This is a genomic window from Xanthobacter dioxanivorans, assembly GCF_016807805.1.
GTDB classification, from domain to species: Bacteria; Pseudomonadota; Alphaproteobacteria; order Rhizobiales; family Xanthobacteraceae; genus Xanthobacter; species Xanthobacter dioxanivorans.
This window is the reverse complement of sequence record NZ_CP063362.1, coordinates 6,245,290-6,260,775: the sequence shown is the minus strand read 5'-3', so window position 1 is coordinate 6,260,775 and position 15,486 is coordinate 6,245,290. Positions and strand designations below refer to the sequence as shown.

The 15,486-nt window shown below is 65.5% G+C and carries 14 protein-coding genes and 1 pseudogene; 10 read left to right on the top strand and 5 right to left on the bottom strand.

Annotated features, from left to right (window positions below; all coding sequences use genetic code 11):
* Positions 1-689 precede the first annotated feature (689 nt).
* The 6 genes from EZH22_RS29345 to panD all read left to right on the top strand — a co-directional run bounded on the left by EZH22_RS29345 (position 690) and on the right by panD (position 6,783).
* Positions 690-1,169 (top strand): hypothetical protein, encoded by a 480-nt coding sequence (locus EZH22_RS29345; RefSeq protein WP_203193796.1) that lies wholly within the window; start codon positions 690-692, stop codon positions 1,167-1,169.
* A 477-nt stretch (positions 1,170-1,646) separates the two neighbouring features.
* The gene (locus EZH22_RS29340) at positions 1,647-3,056 is read left to right on the top strand and encodes a TolC family protein (RefSeq protein ID WP_203193795.1); all 1,410 of its coding nucleotides are present in this window, start codon (positions 1,647-1,649) and stop codon (positions 3,054-3,056) included.
* Between the two features lie 16 nt (positions 3,057-3,072).
* Positions 3,073-4,476 carry a multicopper oxidase family protein gene (locus EZH22_RS29335; RefSeq protein ID WP_203193794.1) on the top strand — a complete coding sequence of 468 codons (1,404 nt, stop codon included), beginning with the start codon at positions 3,073-3,075 and terminating at the stop codon, positions 4,474-4,476.
* Positions 4,477-4,509: 33 nt separating this feature from the next.
* Positions 4,510-4,992, top strand: a complete 483-nt coding sequence (locus tag EZH22_RS29330) for a cupredoxin domain-containing protein (RefSeq protein WP_203193793.1) — start codon at positions 4,510-4,512, stop codon at positions 4,990-4,992.
* A 20-nt stretch (positions 4,993-5,012) separates the two neighbouring features.
* On the top strand, positions 5,013-5,297 hold the full coding sequence (locus EZH22_RS29325; RefSeq protein ID WP_203193792.1) for a copper-binding protein: 285 nt from the start codon (positions 5,013-5,015) through the stop codon (positions 5,295-5,297).
* 1,063 nt (positions 5,298-6,360) lie between these two features.
* Complete coding sequence (gene panD, locus EZH22_RS29320; RefSeq protein ID WP_203193791.1) at positions 6,361-6,783, top strand: aspartate 1-decarboxylase; 423 nt, start codon at positions 6,361-6,363, stop codon at positions 6,781-6,783.
* A 56-nt stretch (positions 6,784-6,839) separates the two neighbouring features.
* On the opposite strand, the pseudogene EZH22_RS29315 reads toward panD, so the two are convergent.
* A pseudogene (locus tag EZH22_RS29315) lies at positions 6,840-7,073 on the bottom strand (mobile mystery protein B); the annotation flags it as partial.
* Positions 7,070-7,531 carry a mobile mystery protein A gene (locus tag EZH22_RS29310; protein ID WP_203193790.1) on the bottom strand — a complete coding sequence of 154 codons (462 nt, stop codon included), beginning with the start codon at positions 7,529-7,531 and terminating at the stop codon, positions 7,070-7,072. The pseudogene EZH22_RS29315 and the gene EZH22_RS29310, both read right to left, overlap by 4 nt.
* Before the next feature lie 512 nt (positions 7,532-8,043).
* Here EZH22_RS29310 and parS point away from each other — a divergent pair.
* From parS to EZH22_RS29295, 3 genes are all read left to right on the top strand, one after another.
* Positions 8,044-8,481, top strand: a complete 438-nt coding sequence (parS, locus tag EZH22_RS29305) for a type II RES/Xre toxin-antitoxin system antitoxin (protein ID WP_203193789.1) — start codon at positions 8,044-8,046, stop codon at positions 8,479-8,481.
* Positions 8,481-8,942 (top strand): RES family NAD+ phosphorylase, encoded by a 462-nt coding sequence (locus EZH22_RS29300; RefSeq protein ID WP_203196833.1) that lies wholly within the window; start codon positions 8,481-8,483, stop codon positions 8,940-8,942. The genes parS and EZH22_RS29300 overlap by 1 nt, the downstream gene beginning before the upstream one ends.
* Before the next feature lie 132 nt (positions 8,943-9,074).
* Complete coding sequence (locus tag EZH22_RS29295; RefSeq protein WP_203193788.1) at positions 9,075-9,368, top strand: hypothetical protein; 294 nt, start codon at positions 9,075-9,077, stop codon at positions 9,366-9,368.
* 533 nt (positions 9,369-9,901) lie between these two features.
* Here EZH22_RS29295 and EZH22_RS32230 read toward each other — a convergent pair.
* Entirely contained in the window at positions 9,902-10,195 is a 294-nt protein-coding gene (locus tag EZH22_RS32230) for a hypothetical protein (RefSeq protein WP_231711224.1), read from the bottom strand.
* Between the two features lie 117 nt (positions 10,196-10,312).
* Here EZH22_RS32230 and EZH22_RS29290 point away from each other — a divergent pair, with 117 nt between their 5' ends.
* The gene (locus EZH22_RS29290) at positions 10,313-14,446 is read left to right on the top strand and encodes a lactate dehydrogenase (RefSeq protein WP_231711223.1); all 4,134 of its coding nucleotides are present in this window, start codon (positions 10,313-10,315) and stop codon (positions 14,444-14,446) included.
* Here the strand turns inward: EZH22_RS29290 and EZH22_RS29285 are convergent.
* Positions 14,443-14,949: an RES family NAD+ phosphorylase gene (locus EZH22_RS29285; protein ID WP_203196832.1), complete on the bottom strand. Its 507-nt coding sequence runs from the start codon at positions 14,947-14,949 to the stop codon at positions 14,443-14,445. The two genes, EZH22_RS29290 and EZH22_RS29285, sit on opposite strands and share 4 nt — an antisense overlap.
* A gap of 4 nt (positions 14,950-14,953) precedes the next feature.
* Positions 14,954-15,304: an antitoxin Xre/MbcA/ParS toxin-binding domain-containing protein gene (locus EZH22_RS29280; RefSeq protein ID WP_203193787.1), complete on the bottom strand. Its 351-nt coding sequence runs from the start codon at positions 15,302-15,304 to the stop codon at positions 14,954-14,956.
* Between the last annotated feature and the right edge of the window lie 182 nt (positions 15,305-15,486).

The window sequence follows — 15,486 nt, the reverse complement described above, 5'->3', positions numbered from 1 at the left end:
CGCCGGGCCATTGTCGCCAGTGGGTATCGCGACGGCCTGCGTCGGAGCCGGCTCTACGAACTGATCGAACAGTACCGCAGCGCGCCGGTGACGAGCTCGCTGGCCGCGGCGACGCCCGGGCCCAAGCCGGGATCTCGACGCCTTTCCGCCGAGACGGAAGCCCTCATCCAGGAGGCGATCCGCGAGACGTATCTCACGCGGCAGAAGGCATCCGTCAGCAAGGTCCATGATCACCTCTGGCACCTCTGCCGGGCGCGCGGGCTGGCGACCCCCGTCCTGGAAGGCCGTTCGCGCCCGTTTCGGACAGATCGATCGCTTCAGGCTCGTCAGCATGCGCGAGGGCGGAAGACCGCACGCGACGGCCTGAAGCCGGTCACGCAGGAATATCGTGCGGATCATGCCCTTTACGTCGTCCAGATCGATCACACGCTGCGGAGATGCCGAAGGCGCCGTGGCTGACGGCTCGCGGCATCGAGACCGATTGGCCGGTGGCCGGCCTGCCGGACATCCGTTCTCTCAGCGGGTGCGAACTCTTTCATGCCACCTCCCTTTGGCTCACATGGATACTGCAAGCCCGCCGGTGAGCGCGCAGCTCGCGGATTGTTGAACCCGCACGGCCGCTCCGTGTTCCACCAAATCATGCTTCAGTAGGGAGACGGACGCAACGGCGAGGGCCAGGTGGGATTGCCATGCGGACGGAAACGCCTATCCTGCACAGCACCATGCTTCGCGTGTTTCGCAACTTCCTGCTTCTCGCCGCCGCGATTGTCTTCGCGGTTTCCGGTATCGGCTGGAGTTATGCCAACGCGAGCACGGTCCATGACGGCATATTGGGAGCACATCATAGTGCGCCCACTGCCATCACCGAGGCGCCCGAGCAGCATCGGCACGAGGGCGCGCACGCGCCACATGCCGACCCGCAGCAGTCGAATGCCGCCGCTCCCTGCACCGACGACTCCGGCTGCGGGAGCGGCCATGACCATGTCGGCGACACCAGTGCATGCTGCGCGACGGCATGCCATTTGGCCATTCCGACGTCCTTCCACTGGCCATCCGTGACGTTCGTCGTCCTCAGTGCCCAGATGCTGCCTGCGGACACAGATGGTGTCCAGGCCTCGACCTCGCGCCTCGACCGGCCGCCGAAGACCTCCAGCCGGCCGATCGGCTGACTCGTCCCATTATCGTCGAAGACCGGCCGGACAGCGCGGATGATGTTCGTCATCTCCGTCTTACCGACACCGATCTCAATGGATCATTGTCCCGCCGTTCGCATCGCTGGACGCCGGGTCTCCATGGTGCGGGATCCTCGACTGATCCGGACCCAGCCGGCGGTAGTCGCGGCCGCGCTCGACGCGTCCACGACCGGTGCCCATCCGTCCATCGCTGTTGAGCGGCGCCGCTGAGCGCGCCGCGTTCCGAGGTCACTTCATGAGATCGTTGTTGCCGATGGCACTCGCCGTCCTCGTCTCCGCATGTTCCGGGCCGCCCCTCATCACGAGTGGGCCGGACCCCGCCGATCCGTCGGTCGCCGTCCCCGCGGTCCGATATTCCCCCGTCTTTGCCGGCGACGTCGATTACCGGCCCGTGCCGCCCCGCTCCTGGATCGAGCTGAACCAGGGCGTGGCGCCTGGACAGGGAGGGCGGTGATGGCTCCGTTTCCTTTCGGGATGGTGCTTGCCATCCCGCTCGCGCTGCTGCTGGGCGGCTGCGTGACCTTCACTCCCGATGGCGGGATGGCGCCCGTCGCCAACCAGGTCTCGGCAGAGACTGGCGGGCAGGTGGTGAAGGTCACCTCCGAGGAGGAGGCCGCGATGGTGCGGGCGCGCGTAACCGTGCTCCTGTCCCGGCCCCTCGATGCGCGGGCGGCGCTCCAGATCGCCCTCCTCAACAACCGGGGGCTCCAGGCACAGTACAACGCCCTTGGCATCTCCGAGGCCGCCTATGTGGCGGCGAGCCTTCCGCCCAATCCCTCCTTCGGTGTGGAGCGGCTGAATGGCGGCGGGGAGCTCGACGTGGAACGTCGCCTCGTCGCGAACATTCTGGCCCTGCTGACGCTTCCCGCACGCAGCGAGATCGCCGGGATCCAGTTCGAGGCCGCCCGCCAACGCGCCATTGAGGCCACCTTTAGGACCGCCGCCGAGGCACGGCGGGCCTATTACCGGGCCGTGGCCGCGCGGCAGACGGAAACCTTCCTGGAGAAGGCCCGCCTGACGGCGGACGCGGCCGCCGACCTCACCGTCAAGCTCGGCGAGACGGGGGCGGCGACCAAGCTGGACCAGGCGCGGGCCAGCGCCTTTTATGCCGAGGTTTCGAACGAGCTCGCCCAGGCACGGTTGCGCTCCGCCACGGACCGGGAGGCCCTGACGCGGCAGCTCGGCCTATGGGGCAGCGACATCGGCTACAAGCTGCCGGCCCAGCTCCCCCGGCTGCCAGGACGGATCAGGACGGCATCCCAAGTCGAAATGGAGGCTGTCCGGAAGCGCACGGACCTCATCGCCGCGCGTCTCGAGCTCGACGCGATGGCGAAGTCCCTCGGCCTTACGCAGGCGACGCGCTTCGTCTCCCTGCTCGAGGGGGGATACCGGGGCAACTACCAGCGCGCGGATGGGGAAACCCTGCGTCCCCAGGGCTTCGAGCTGGAGGTGCAGGTGCCGATCTTCGACCTCGGCGAGACCAATGTCCGCCGCGCGCAGGAGACTTACATGCAGGCGGTGAACCATCTCATGGAGAAAGCGGTGAATGTCCGCTCGGAGGCGAGGGGCGCCTACGTCACCTACCGCGCGAGCTACGACATCGCCCGCCAGTACCAGGCGAAGATCCTGCCGCTGCGCAAGACCATCAACGAGCAGGCACTGCTGGAATACAACGGCATGCTCATGGACGTCTTCGAGCTCCTTACGACGGAACGCGAGAGCATCGACAGCAACGTCGCCGCCATCGCCGCGCAGCGCGACTTCTTCCTGGCGGAGGTGGATTTCCAGACAGCCATCATCGGCGGCGGTGCGGGAGGCGGAGAGACCGTGCTCGCGTCCGCGGCTGCCAGTGCCAGCGACTGATCGGAGGAGACGAACAATGCCCGTTTCACGGCGAAACTTTCTTGGAGCCTCCGGTGCCCTGGCTCTGGTGAGCGCAAGCGCGGTCTCCGGCCGCGTCCAGGCGGCCTCCATCCCCGAGGCCGCCACCATGAAGGAGGCGACCATGCAGCCGCCCCTCTTTCCGACCACCGGGCCGGATTATCAGCCCGTGGTCACCCTCAACGGCTGGACGGCGCCCTGGCGCATGAACGGGGACTGGAAGGAATTCCATCTCGTCGCCGAGCCGGTGGTGCGGGAGATCGCACCGGGCATGGTCGCCCATCTGTGGGGCTATAACGGCCAGTCCCCCGGCCCCACTATCGAGGCGGTGGAAGGAGACAAGGTGCGCATCTTCGTCACCAACAGGCTGCCGGAGCACACCACCATCCACTGGCACGGGCAGATCCTGCCCAACGGCATGGACGGCGTGGGCGGCCTCACCCAGCCCCACATCAAGCCGGGGAAGACCTTCGTCTACGAGTTCCAGCTCACGAAGAGCGGCACCTTCATGTACCACCCCCACGCGGACGAGATGGTCCAGATGGCCATGGGCATGATGGGCTTCTTTGTGGTGCACCCGAAGGACCCCGCTTTCCGCCGCGTGGACCGGGATTTCGTCTTCCTGCTCAACGCCTACGACATCGAGCCGGGGGCCTATGTGCCCAAGGTCAACACGATGCTCGACTTCAACCTGTGGACCTGGAACAGCCGAGCCTTCCCCGGCATCGATCCGTTCGTGGTGGGCAAGGGAGACAAGGTCCGCATCCGGTTCGGCAATCTCACCATGACGAACCATCCCATCCACATGCACGGCTATGAGTTCAAGGTGTCTTGCACGGACGGGGGCTGGGTGCCGGAGGCGGCCGCGTGGCCGGAGGTGACCATTGACTGCGCGGTGGGCCAGATGCGGGCCTTCGATTTCGTGGCCGACCACGCGGGCGACTGGGCGATCCATTGCCACAAGTCTCACCACACCATGAACGCCATGGGCCACGACGTACGCACCTATATCGGCGCGAACGTGAAGCAGGCGGCGCAGAAGGTCCGCAGGCTCGTGCCCGGCTACATGCCCATGGGCGCGAAGGGCATGGCGGAGATGGGCGAGATGGAGATGCCGCTGCCCGACAACACCCTGCCCATGATGACCGGTTTCGCCCAGTTCGGCCCGGTGGAGATGGGCGGCATGTTCTCGGTGGTGAAGGTGCGCGAGGGCCTGGAGAGCAACGACTACAAAGACCCCGGCTGGTTCAAGCATCCCGCCGGCACCGTCGCTTACGAATGGACGGGCGAGAGCAAGGCAGCGGTCCGCGCGCCGTCTGCGGTCATCGATTCCGCCACGACAACAGAAGTCCGCGTGGTGAAGCCCGGCCGCCGCAGCTCAGGCGGCCATGACGCCCACTGATCCCTGACGACCAACACAGCAAAGGAGTACCACATGAAACTCAGCTCGCTGCTTGTTCCGGCCGCCGCTGCTGTCCTCGTCGCCGGTGCCGCCTTGGCCGCACCCGGGCACAAGCCGGGAGAAGGCCACAGTGACAGCGCTTATGGCCAACCCGGCAACCCGAAGCAGCCGTCCCGGGTGGTGCAGATCGTCATGAGCGATGCGGAAGGGAAGATGCAGTTCATCCCCAACAGGATCGAGATCAAGACCGGAGAGCAGGTGAAGTTCGTCCTGCGCAACAACGGCGAACTCAACCATGAGATCGTCCTCGCGACGCTTCAGGAAAATCTCAAGCACGCCGAGGAGATGCGCAAGAACCCCGACATGGAGCACGACGATCCCAACGCCAAGCGCTTGATGCCGAAGAAGACCGGCGAGATCGTCTGGAAGTTCAACAAGCCAGGGACCTTCGACTTCTCCTGCCTCATCCCCGGCCACCGCGAGGCCGGGATGTTTGGCACCATCGTCGTCAAGTGAAACCCGCAAGGAGACCCACCATGCGCAAGCTGCTTCTGTCCGCCGCATTCCTGCTCACGACCGCCGCTGCGTTCGCCCAGGCCGCTCCCGTCAGCGGCGAGGTGACCAAGATCGACGAGGCCCAGGGCAAGATCACCCTGAAGCACGCCGCCATCCCGAACCTTGACATGGACGAGATGACGATGGTGTTCGCCGCAGGAGATCCGTCGATGCTCAAGGCCGTGAAGCCTGGCGACAAGGTCACGTTCGAGGCCGACCGGATCAACGGACGGCTCACGGTCACCAAGATCCAGAAGGCGAAGTGATCAGGGCAGCCGCGGGCAGCATCGGGCCCCCGGGCAACCACGATCGATCCTGCGGACGGGACACGGGCTATGCCGCGTCCCCGATCCACCGACGCATCCACGGAAGGAGACGCCCTCATGGCTATCACGCAGGTCATCCTGGCGACAACGCTGGTCGCGCTTGCTGCGGTGCCAGCCTTGTCCGATCTATATTCGCGCGGCTCTCGCAGAGGGAGAACAGCGTCACGAATTCCGCGACGTTCAGGGTGCAAGCATACCACAGCTTCGACTATGCCGTGATGTGGCCGTGATGCACAGCGCGACCGAGAACCTGTCCAAGGATCGGGGAGTAGCTCAATCATCGCTCATCCCAGCGACGTCCGCCGCAGCCTGAGGGCGTTGGCGATGACGCTGACGGACGAGAGCGCCATCGCCAGGGCCGCGATGATCGGCGAGAGCAGGAGGCCGAAGGCGGGATAGGCTCAACCTCTTGCGGATGGGGCGGGCCATACGTTGACACCCATCGGCCGCCATGCGCTCGCCAATGCCGTGCTGACGCTCGCCTATCCCCCTGATGGTGAGCCTCAGCCCATGGCGGGAGGCACGGCCGGTCATGCGCGAATTGGCGGAGGTGGAGCCCGGGCAGGTCTCCCTCGGCGTGCGGGACCGCTTCTCGGTGGTGTCCATAGAATCCGTCAGGTCGAAGCTCGGGCCTTCATCGCCACAACAAGAGCATTCCGTGGAGCCTGTTGCCGAATGGCCTCAGGCTTCGGTTTGAAGCGGCCTGCTAACGGTTGGGGCGGTTCCCGCCCGTCCTTTCCGGCCCCCAAGCTCAGTTGAGCAGCCATTTCCCGCTCTTCCTGCCCCGCCAAGTGTTGCCTCAGCCGAGGGAATCAGCCCCGTCTCGCCTGGTCAAGCGGGGACCGGAAGGGAGGGAGCGCATTCTGCAACAGGCTCCGCAGCGTTCAAGATTTGCATCGGCTTGTTAAGGGGCAGAGGTCGGCCGCCTGCGGCAGGGCTTTCCCTGGCCGACGCGAGGGTCTATCACAGCGCGCTTTTTCCAAACCGGGAGTGGGGCTCGCCCATGCGCAAGATCGTCGCCGGCAAGCTGCACGGCATCACCGTGACCGGGGCCGAACTCAACTATCACGGCTCCATCACGCTGGATCCCAACCATTGCGAGGAGGCGGGAATCCTCCCGCTCGAGTTCGTGGAGATCTGGAACCGCAATTCCGGCGCCCGCATCTCCACCTACGTGATTCTCGGCGAACGCGGCTCGCGCTGCTGCATCCTCAACGGCGCCGCGGCGCGCACCTGCCAGCCCGGCGACCAAGTGATCATCTGCAACTCGGTCTACGTGCCGGAAGAGGAGATCGTGGCACTGCGCCCGCGGGTGCTCACCTTCGACGCGGACAACCGCATCGCCTCCCGCCTGACCTATGAAGTGACTCGGGACGCGGTCGGACGCTATCACTTCGCCGTGCGCAACGGGCAGGGCACGGCGTAGCCGGTGCCGCTCAGAGCGGGGCCCGGCAAGGCGGGGCAGGCCTGACGGGACCCGGACTTCCAGACATCGCCGAACATGCGTCCGTGCAAGCGCCAAATGAAGTCACCGTCGAGAAGACCTGTCGCCGTCAGGCCGCGGCGTCGACGCGCCCACAGTGCGCCGCGTAGGATGTTCTCCCGTTCGGCCTCGTTCAGGTCGCGCCGGTGCGTCACCCAGCTCTGCAGAAGTCCCTCGCGCTCGGCTGGCTCGAGGGGCGTTGCGTCGTCCGGTTCCTGGAAGAGATCGGTCACGACGGTTCCCAGATGTCGCGGTCGCGCAGGCTGTCGCGGATATATGCGTCAAGACGCTCCGCGAGGTCCGCGTCTGGCACGCCCTGCGCTTCGAGCTTCATGGTGTGCGCCACGCGGTCCAGATCCCGCAGTGCCAGCGCTCGAGCCTGCTCGTTCACGGCCGCTTCCAGCGACGTATTGGGCACCAGGGCGTAGACCAGCGTGCAGTCGAGAGCCTCCGCCGCGCGTCGCAGCGTCTTGATCTTGATCGTGCCGTTCGCCTCTGACTTTTCGAGCGCATCCACGCTTTGCGGACTCACATTGAGCCGGCGCGCGAACTGGACGCCGGTCATGCCAAGCGCATCGCGGATCGCCTTGAGCCAGCCCTTGGGTGGGCTCCGGTAATGATCGACGGGCTTGAGCGCGAGCAGCCGTTCATCGAGCCGCTGCCTCGCCTTCTGGCGGATCACCGTCCTCATGCTGCCACCTGATTCAGGGTCACAAAAATCAAACTGCGATATAATTTAACTGCAAATACGATCAGATCATAGTCTGATTCTGTTCTCGAGAAATTCGAGTATGGCCTTGGCTGCTTGGGAGACACATCAGATCTCGCCGATCCGACAGCATGGCTCTCCCTTCGATACAGCCGATTGGTTGCCTCCCTCACATCGAGGGCGACGACAAGGATCTGGGCTTTGACCGACGAACCGCATGTGCTCGGGACAAGCGTCGGCGCGTCCTTTCGCGATCGACTTTGCCGCGCAAAATCAGCCGAGAATAGCGTGTAGCATGGAATATACGCTTCTATGACGGGCTCGATTTCGGCACCGGGATCGCCGATCAACGAAGCTTATGCGAGTATTCCGACCGCCCGCCCGCGCCTTTGAAATCCCCCGGGGACAATCCTGCTGAAGAAAGCTGCTCTTGCGCTCCGGCAATATGCCGCCTATGTCTAAGGCATGTTGCCGTTAACTGCAAGGAGGCTCCCATGTCGATTGCCATCGTCGAGGAGGTTGCCCGCAAGCTGGGAGGCCAGAGCGTACTCGGCACGGTCGTGCGCTCGCAGGCCGATCTGGCACTCGCCGTCCGCAACAGGCTTCCCCTGTCCGCACTGCGTGGGCTCAGCCAAGCGGGCATGAGCGAGCAGGAGATCGAGAAATTCGTGATCCCGCAGCGCACCCGCCGGCATCGCGCCGACAAGCAGCAGCCGCTGACGGTCGATGAATCGGACCGGGCCGTGCGCCTCCTGCGCGTCCAGTCCCTGGCCGAGCAGACCTTCGGCGACCTGGACAAGGCCAATCGCTGGCTGCGCCGCCCACTCACCGAGCTCGGCGGCGAGACGCCGCTCGTCATGGCACAGACCGAAGCCGGCGCGCGCGTGATCGAGACCATCCTCGGCAAGATCGCCTGGGGCGCGGCCGCGTGATGCGGCTCTGGCGCCTGTCGGGCCGACAGCATGCGCAGGCGCTGGACGGCGGCTATGGCCTGCATTTCGACGGCCGCTGGAACACCGCGGGGCATGCCGTCACCTATTGCGCGACATCGCCGGCGCTCTGCGTCCTCGAAAAGCTCGTCCATGTGGAGGATCCCGCGCTCCTGCCGGAGCTGGTGATGGTCAGCTATGAGATCCCCGACACCGTCGAAATTGAAGACGTACCGTTGGAAGGTCTCCCGACCGATTGGCGGCGGCACGAGGCCTGGAGCCAGGAGAAGGGCGATACCTGGCATGAGGCGCGCGCCTCCTTGCTGCTGCGCGTTCCCTCGGCGATCATACCGATCGTCGGCTCTCCCGACCTGAACGTGTTGATCAACCACAGCCATCCGACTGCGGCCGAAGTCCGCATCATCGGCGAGGTGTCCTTCTCGCTCGATCCCCGGTTGTTCTGAGGCGAGGGAGGGAAGGACGTCGCCCTGCGGGCCGGGCTGTTGGTTGCGTTGAAGCCAGCAAGCCGTCTTCACCCCAAGGGCTTCCATCCCATCTGACGCGAAACGAGAAAATGCCGCCGGCGGCAGAACATCATGCTGGCTGCACTGCGACGGTGGGTGGAGAACCGTAGGCAAATTCGCCGGAGGTGGCAGGCGGACGCCCGCCGCCTTATCGATCGCGATGAACCGAGCGCCTACTACGAGGCACAGCGCCTGGCGACTCGTTCCCGTGCGTCCGGGAAAGCCGGCGAATTCATCCACTGGGCCAAGGCGGAGGCCGAAGTGGCGAGGATCTCGCCGCATGCGCAGATGGATCTCGCGGTGGTCCAGGCGATCGTCGACAATGAGACGCGGCGCGCAACGGATTTACGCCATCAGGGCGATTGAACAGGCGGCTGCGTCGACGTCGCTTCGGCGCTGAAGCCGTCCGTTCGACCTGAGGCGCTGCTCGAGACTGAATCTGTTCTGGCGCGCCAGTGTGGTTCGGCGTCCGGGAAAAGAGCGTGCAAGAGGGTCCGGACTATTTCTGGGGCAAGCCCGACCCCGCTCTCCTTGGATGGCTTTCCTGGTCCTCCGCCCGGCCTTGCACGATCAACCCTCAAGGGTCGGCTATGCGGAGCATGCCGCCGCTGCGCGGTGATCGCGGCCGGTTGAGGACACTGACGGACGCCATCGAGCAGCGCTCGGCCACATCGGAGGAACAGTTGGCGCTGATCAAGTTCACCGGCTTCGGCGCGTCCGATCTCGCCAATGGCGTGTTTCGCCGGCCGGGCGAGGACCGGTTCCGGAAGGGCTGGGAGGCGCTCGGCGACGGACTGGAGGAGGCCGTCAGCAGCACGGACTACGCCTCGCTCGCACGCTGCACGCAGTACGCCCACTTCACGCCCGAATATATCGTCCGTGCCATCTGGGCCGGCCTGCTACGTCTCGGCTGGCGCGGTGGGCGGGTGCTGGAGCCCGGCATCGGCACAGGACTCTTCCCCGCGCTGATGCCGGACAACTTGCGATCCGTCTCTCACGTCACCGGTATCGAGATCGATCCTGTCACGGCGCGGATCGCCCGGCTCCTTCAGCCGCGCGCTCGGATCGTCACAGGCGACTTTGCCCGCGTCGACCTGCCGGCGCATTTCGATCTGGCGATCGGCAATCCGCCCTTCTCCGACCGCGCCGTGCGCTCGGATCGCGCTTTCCGGTCGCTCGGCCTGCGGCTGCACGACTACTTCATCGCCAAGGCGATCAGCCGGCTGAAGCCGGGGGCGCTTGCCGCCTTCGCCACCTCGCACGGCACGATGGACAAGGCGGACAGCTCGGCCCGCGCGCATATCGCGACCATGGCCGACCTCGTCGGCGCCGTTCGCTTGCCCGAAGGCAGTTTCCAGGCAGACGCCGGCACCGATGTCGTCGTCGACATCCTGTTCTTCCGCCGGCGCCGGGAAGGACAGCCGGAAGGTGACCTATCTTGGCTCGACCTCGAGGAGGTCCAGCCGGCGACGGATGACGAGGCGGCGATCCGGACCAACCGCTGGTTCGCGCGCCATCCCGGCATGGTGCTGGGAACGCATTGCCTCACCTCTGGCCCCTTCGGCGAGACCTACACCTGCAGCCCGCGCGACGGCGAGGACCTCGATGCCGCGCTCGCCACCGCGCTCACCTTCCTTCCGGAAGACATCTATGACGGCGAGCCCGAGCCGACCGCGGCCGCCCTCGACGAGGAGCCGCGCCCGGCCGTCGACCTGCCCAGCGCGTCCCGGGCGCGGGAGGGCAGCTACTTCGCGGACAGCCGGCATGGCCTCATGCAGCGCGTCGACGGCGTGCCGGTCGCGATCCATGTGCGCAAGGGGCGCAGCGGTGACGGGATTCCGGAAAACCACGTCCGCATCATCCGAAAGCTGATCCCGATCCGCGACGCCGTCCGCGAGGTGCTGAAAGCGCAGGAGTTCGACCAGCCGTGGAAGCCGGCGCAGGTGAAGCTGCGCATCGCCTGGTCGAACTTCGTGCGCGAGTTCGGTCCGATCAACACGACCGTCGTTTCAACCATCAAGGACGAGGAGACCGGCGACGTGCGCGAGACGCACCGTCGCCCGAACATCCAGCCCTTCCTGGACGATCCCGATTGCTGGCTGGTGGCGTCCATCGAGGACTATGATCTCGAGACCAACACCGCCAAGCCCGGTCCGATCTTCACCGAGCGGGTCATCGCGCCGCCGCCGCCTCCGATCATCACGTCGCCAGCGGATGCGCTCGCTGTTGTCCTCAACGAGCGCGGCCATGTCGATCTCGACCACATCGCCGAGCTGCTGCACCGGGATGTCGACGACGTCATCATCGAACTCGGCAACGCCATCTTCCGCGATCCCGCCGACGGCTCCTGGCAGACCGCCGACGCCTATCTCTCAGGGGCCGTCCGCTCGAAGCTCGTCACCGCGCAGGCCGCAGCCGCGCTCGATCCGGTCTATCAGCGCAACGTCACCGCGTTGCAGGCCGTGCAGCCGGCCGACCTTCGGCCCTCCGACATCACCGCGCGCCTCGGCGCGCCGTGGATACCGGCCGCCGACATCGTCGCCTTCGTGCACGAAACGATGGGCGCCGAGATCCGGATCCATCACATGCCGGACCTGGCCTCCTGGACCGTCGAGGCGCGGCAGCTTGCATATCTCGCGGCCGGGACCTCCGAATGGGGCACCGACCGCCGCCACGCCGGCCAGCTCCTGTCGGATGCCCTCAACTCGTCGGTGCCGCAGATCTTCGACATCGTGAAGGACGGCGACAGCGAGCGCCGCGTGCTCAACGTCGTCGACACGGAAGCCGCCAGGGAGAAGCTCACCAAGATCAAGACCGCGTTCCAGACCTGGATCTGGAGCGACCCCGACCGGACCGACCGGCTGGCGCGGGTCTACAACGACCGGTTCAACAACATCGCGCCACGCGCTTTCAACGGCGATCATCTCCAGCTTCCGGGCGCATCTGGCGCCTTTTCTCTTTATGGGCACCAGAAGCGGGTCATCTGGCGCATCATCTCCTCGGGTAGCACCTACGTCGCGCACGCCGTCGGCGCCGGCAAGACCATGTCGATCGCCGCCGCGATCATGGAGCAGCGCCGGCTCGGGCTGATCGCCAAGGCCATGCTGGTCGTCCCCGGCCATTGCCTGGCGCAGGCCGCGCGCGAATTCCTGGCGCTCTATCCGAACGCCCGCATCCTCGTCGCCGATGAGACCAACTTTACCAAGGACAAGCGGCACCGCTTCCTCTCGCGCGCGGCGACGGCAACTTGGGACGCCATCATCATCACCCACAGCGCCTTCCGCTTCATCGGCGTGCCGTCGGCGTTCGAGCAGCAGATGATCCAGGACGAGCTGGAGCTCTACGAGGAGCTGCTGACCAAGGTCGAGAGCGACGATCGCGTCTCGCGCAAACGCCTCGAGCGATTGAAGGAAGGCCTGAAGGAACGGCTCGAGGCGCTCGCGACGTGCAAGGATGACCTCCTCACCATCTCCGAGATCGGCGTCGACCAGATCATCGTCGATGAGGCCCAGGAGTTCCGCAAGTTATCCTTCGCCACCAACATGTCGACGCTGAAAGGCATCGATCCGAATGGCTCGCAGCGCGCCTGGGATCTGTTCGTCAAATCCCGCTTTATCGAGACGAAGAACCCGGGCCGGGCGCTCGTGCTCGCCTCCGGCACGCCGATCACCAACACCTTGGGCGAGATGTTCACCGTGCAGAGGCTGCTCGGCCACGCGGCGTTGCGCGAACGCGGCCTGCACGAATTCGACGCCTGGGCCTCGACCTTCGGCGATGCCTCGACCGAACTCGAACTGCAGCCCTCCGGAAAATATAAGCCGGTCACCCGCTTCGCCCAGTTCGTCAATGTCGCCGAGCTGATCGCCATGTTCCGCTCCTTCGCCGACGTGGTGATGCCGGCGGACCTGCGCGACTATGTGAAAGTGCCGGAGATCTCGGGCGGCAAGCGGCAGATCATCACCGCGCCGCCGAGCGCGGCCTTCAAGGCCTATCAGCGCCAGCTCGATGCCCGCATCACGGCCATCGAGCAACGCGACCGTCCGCCCGAGCCCGGTGACGACATCCTGCTCTCGGTCATCACCGACGGACGACATGCCGCGATCGACCTGCGCCTGGTCGATCCCGACAACGACAATGAGCCCGGCAACAAGCTCAACCAGCTTGTCGCGAACGCCTTCCGCATCTGGCGGGAAACGGCGGAAAATACCTATGTCCGAGGCGACGGAAAGCCCTATGAACTGCCCGGCGCCGCGCAGATGATTTTTTCGGACCTCGGCACGCTCACTGTCGAGAAGAGCCGCGGCTTCTCCGCCTACCGATGGATCCGCGACGAGCTCGTGCGTCTGGGTGTGCCCGCTTCCGAGATCGCCTTCATCCAGGATTTTAAACGCTCCGACGCGAAGCAGCGATTGTTCGGCGATGTCCGGGTCGGCAAGGTCCGCTTTCTCCTCGGCAGCTCGGACACCATGGGGACAGGCGTCAACGCGCAGCTTCGCCTGAAGGCGCTCCACCACCTCGATGTGCCGTGGCTGCCGTCCCAGATCGAGCAACGTGAAGGCAGGATCGCGAGACAAGGCAATCAGCACGATGTTATCGACATATTCGCCTACGCGACGCTCGGCTCGCTCGACGCGACGATGTGGCAGAACAACGAGCGCAAGGCTCGGTTCATCGCCGCAGCGCTCTCCGGCGACACCTCGATCCGGAGGCTGGAGGATATGGGCGAGGGCCAAGCATCGCAGTTCGCCACGGCGAAGGCCATTGCCAGCGGCGATCCGCGTCTGATGCAGAAAGCGGGGCTGGAGGCCGAGATTGCGCGGCTCGATCGCCTACGCGCCGCCCACGTCGACGATCAGCATGCCATTCGCCGGCAGATTCGCGACGCCGAGCGCGACATCGAGATCTCGACGCGGCGGATCGACGAGATCGGGCAGGATATCGAGCGCCTAGTGTCCACGACGGGAGACAGCTTCGTCATGACCGTGATGGGCGATGACTATGAGGAGCGCAAACTCGCCGGCCGTGCTCTGATGAAGGAGATCCTGACGCTCGTCCAACTCCAGCAGGAGGGGGAAGTCGTCATCGCCTCGCTCGGCGGCTTCGATCTCGAATTCTCCGGCGAGCGGATCGGACGCGATGGCTTTCACTACGCCACAATGCTGCTGCGGACCGGCGCGGACTACGAAATCGATGTGCCTGTTACGGTCACGCCGCTCGGCGCCGTCGCTCGGCTCGAGCACGCGCTGTCGGGTTTCGAGGAGGAACAGGAAGCATATCGGCAGCGACTGACCAATGCCCGCCGCCGCCTCGCTTCCTACCAGGCGCGCGAGGGCGGCGCATTCGCCTTCACCGATGAGCTGGAGCTGAAGCGCACACAGCTCGCCGAGATCGAGGCCGATCTCGCGAACGACGTCGAGAGGTCCAGCGATCGGATCGCTGCTTAGGACCGCTCGCGCGACAAGCGGTTCTCATCGTCGATCAGAACGAGACGAGCTGGGGCCCTGTCGCCCCATCTCCAGAGCACGAGGTTCAAATCTTCGGCCGTCGCGCCGGCCGCAAAGCTCCCGACGAGCAGGCCGTTATGGCCGGCAGCAATGAGCCGCCGGGCAAAGGCCTGCGTCTGTGCCTCCCCGCTCGCCTTCATCTGGTCGCGCCATGTGCTATCGGCGAGTGCCGCGGCGTCCATGCCCATTGCCTCGAGCGCCTCATCATCCCGGCAATCGAATATGCCATCGATCTCCGCGTCGTAGCAGACGAGCGTGGTCGGCTGGAGATTGCCGATCTGGTTGGCCTCGCGCAGCGCCGTCATCACCGATAGTGACCCATAGAGCGCGGGCAGGCCCTTCGGGTTGAAGCGCCCGCCATAGAGTTCAGCGCCGCGCCCGGACAGCGGCTCGCGCGCGTAAACCGGATTCAGCGCGCGATAGAGCTTCCCTCGATATTGCACGTCGTCAGGCATGCACGCCGGCGTCGACGGCATCGACATAGTCGAGCACGTCATCCACGCGACCGTTGCGCACGAGCTGCATGGCCGTCTGGCCGGAAAAGCCGGTCAGGGGCTCCGACCGGTACCAGGCATAGGCCATCAAGGTTGAGCCGAAGCGCGGCTCGACCTTGTTGATCACCTCGACCATCTCGCGCAGCCGGCGCTGGGTCTTGTCTGACCGGACGCGATCCTTGCGCTGGACGGCATCCTTTCCGAGCCCGGCCGTGCGGGCGACTTCCTCACTGGTGGTTCGGAACGCAACCGCGATCTTGCGGGGCGCGAGGAAGCCATCATCCGCATATTGCGCCAATCCCATGCGATGCCTCCTATTATCAAAATGACGCTAATTCTGACGGAATATAGCGTCATTATAGCCGGCATTCAAGGGTGCGACATGGCGAGGAAAGGAGAGGCATTCAGGAAAGAAATCCGGTTCGCCGATCGGCCGAACCGGCGACGCTGAAGCTCAACCGCGGCCTGCGCGATCCCGGCCACGGC

Excerpts from the sequence above, each read along its gene's own strand:
- EZH22_RS29295 (WP_203193788.1), top strand. The coding sequence starts at position 9,075 with ATGCTGGCTGCACTGCGACGGTGGGTGGAGAACCGTAGGCAAATTCGC.
- EZH22_RS29340 (WP_203193795.1), top strand. The coding sequence starts at position 1,647 with ATGGCTCCGTTTCCTTTCGGGATGGTGCTTGCCATCCCGCTCGCGCTG.
- EZH22_RS29335 (WP_203193794.1), top strand. The coding sequence starts at position 3,073 with ATGCCCGTTTCACGGCGAAACTTTCTTGGAGCCTCCGGTGCCCTGGCT.
- parS (WP_203193789.1), top strand. The coding sequence starts at position 8,044 with ATGTCGATTGCCATCGTCGAGGAGGTTGCCCGCAAGCTGGGAGGCCAG.
- EZH22_RS29330 (WP_203193793.1), top strand. The coding sequence starts at position 4,510 with ATGAAACTCAGCTCGCTGCTTGTTCCGGCCGCCGCTGCTGTCCTCGTC.
- EZH22_RS29280 (WP_203193787.1), bottom strand. The coding sequence starts at position 15,304 with ATGGGATTGGCGCAATATGCGGATGATGGCTTCCTCGCGCCCCGCAAG.
- EZH22_RS29345 (WP_203193796.1), top strand. The coding sequence starts at position 690 with ATGCGGACGGAAACGCCTATCCTGCACAGCACCATGCTTCGCGTGTTT.
- EZH22_RS29290 (WP_231711223.1), top strand. The coding sequence starts at position 10,313 with ATGGCCGACCTCGTCGGCGCCGTTCGCTTGCCCGAAGGCAGTTTCCAG.
- panD (WP_203193791.1), top strand. The coding sequence starts at position 6,361 with ATGCGCAAGATCGTCGCCGGCAAGCTGCACGGCATCACCGTGACCGGG.
- EZH22_RS29300 (WP_203196833.1), top strand. The coding sequence starts at position 8,481 with ATGCGGCTCTGGCGCCTGTCGGGCCGACAGCATGCGCAGGCGCTGGAC.
- EZH22_RS29310 (WP_203193790.1), bottom strand. The coding sequence starts at position 7,531 with ATGAGGACGGTGATCCGCCAGAAGGCGAGGCAGCGGCTCGATGAACGG.
- EZH22_RS29325 (WP_203193792.1), top strand. The coding sequence starts at position 5,013 with ATGCGCAAGCTGCTTCTGTCCGCCGCATTCCTGCTCACGACCGCCGCT.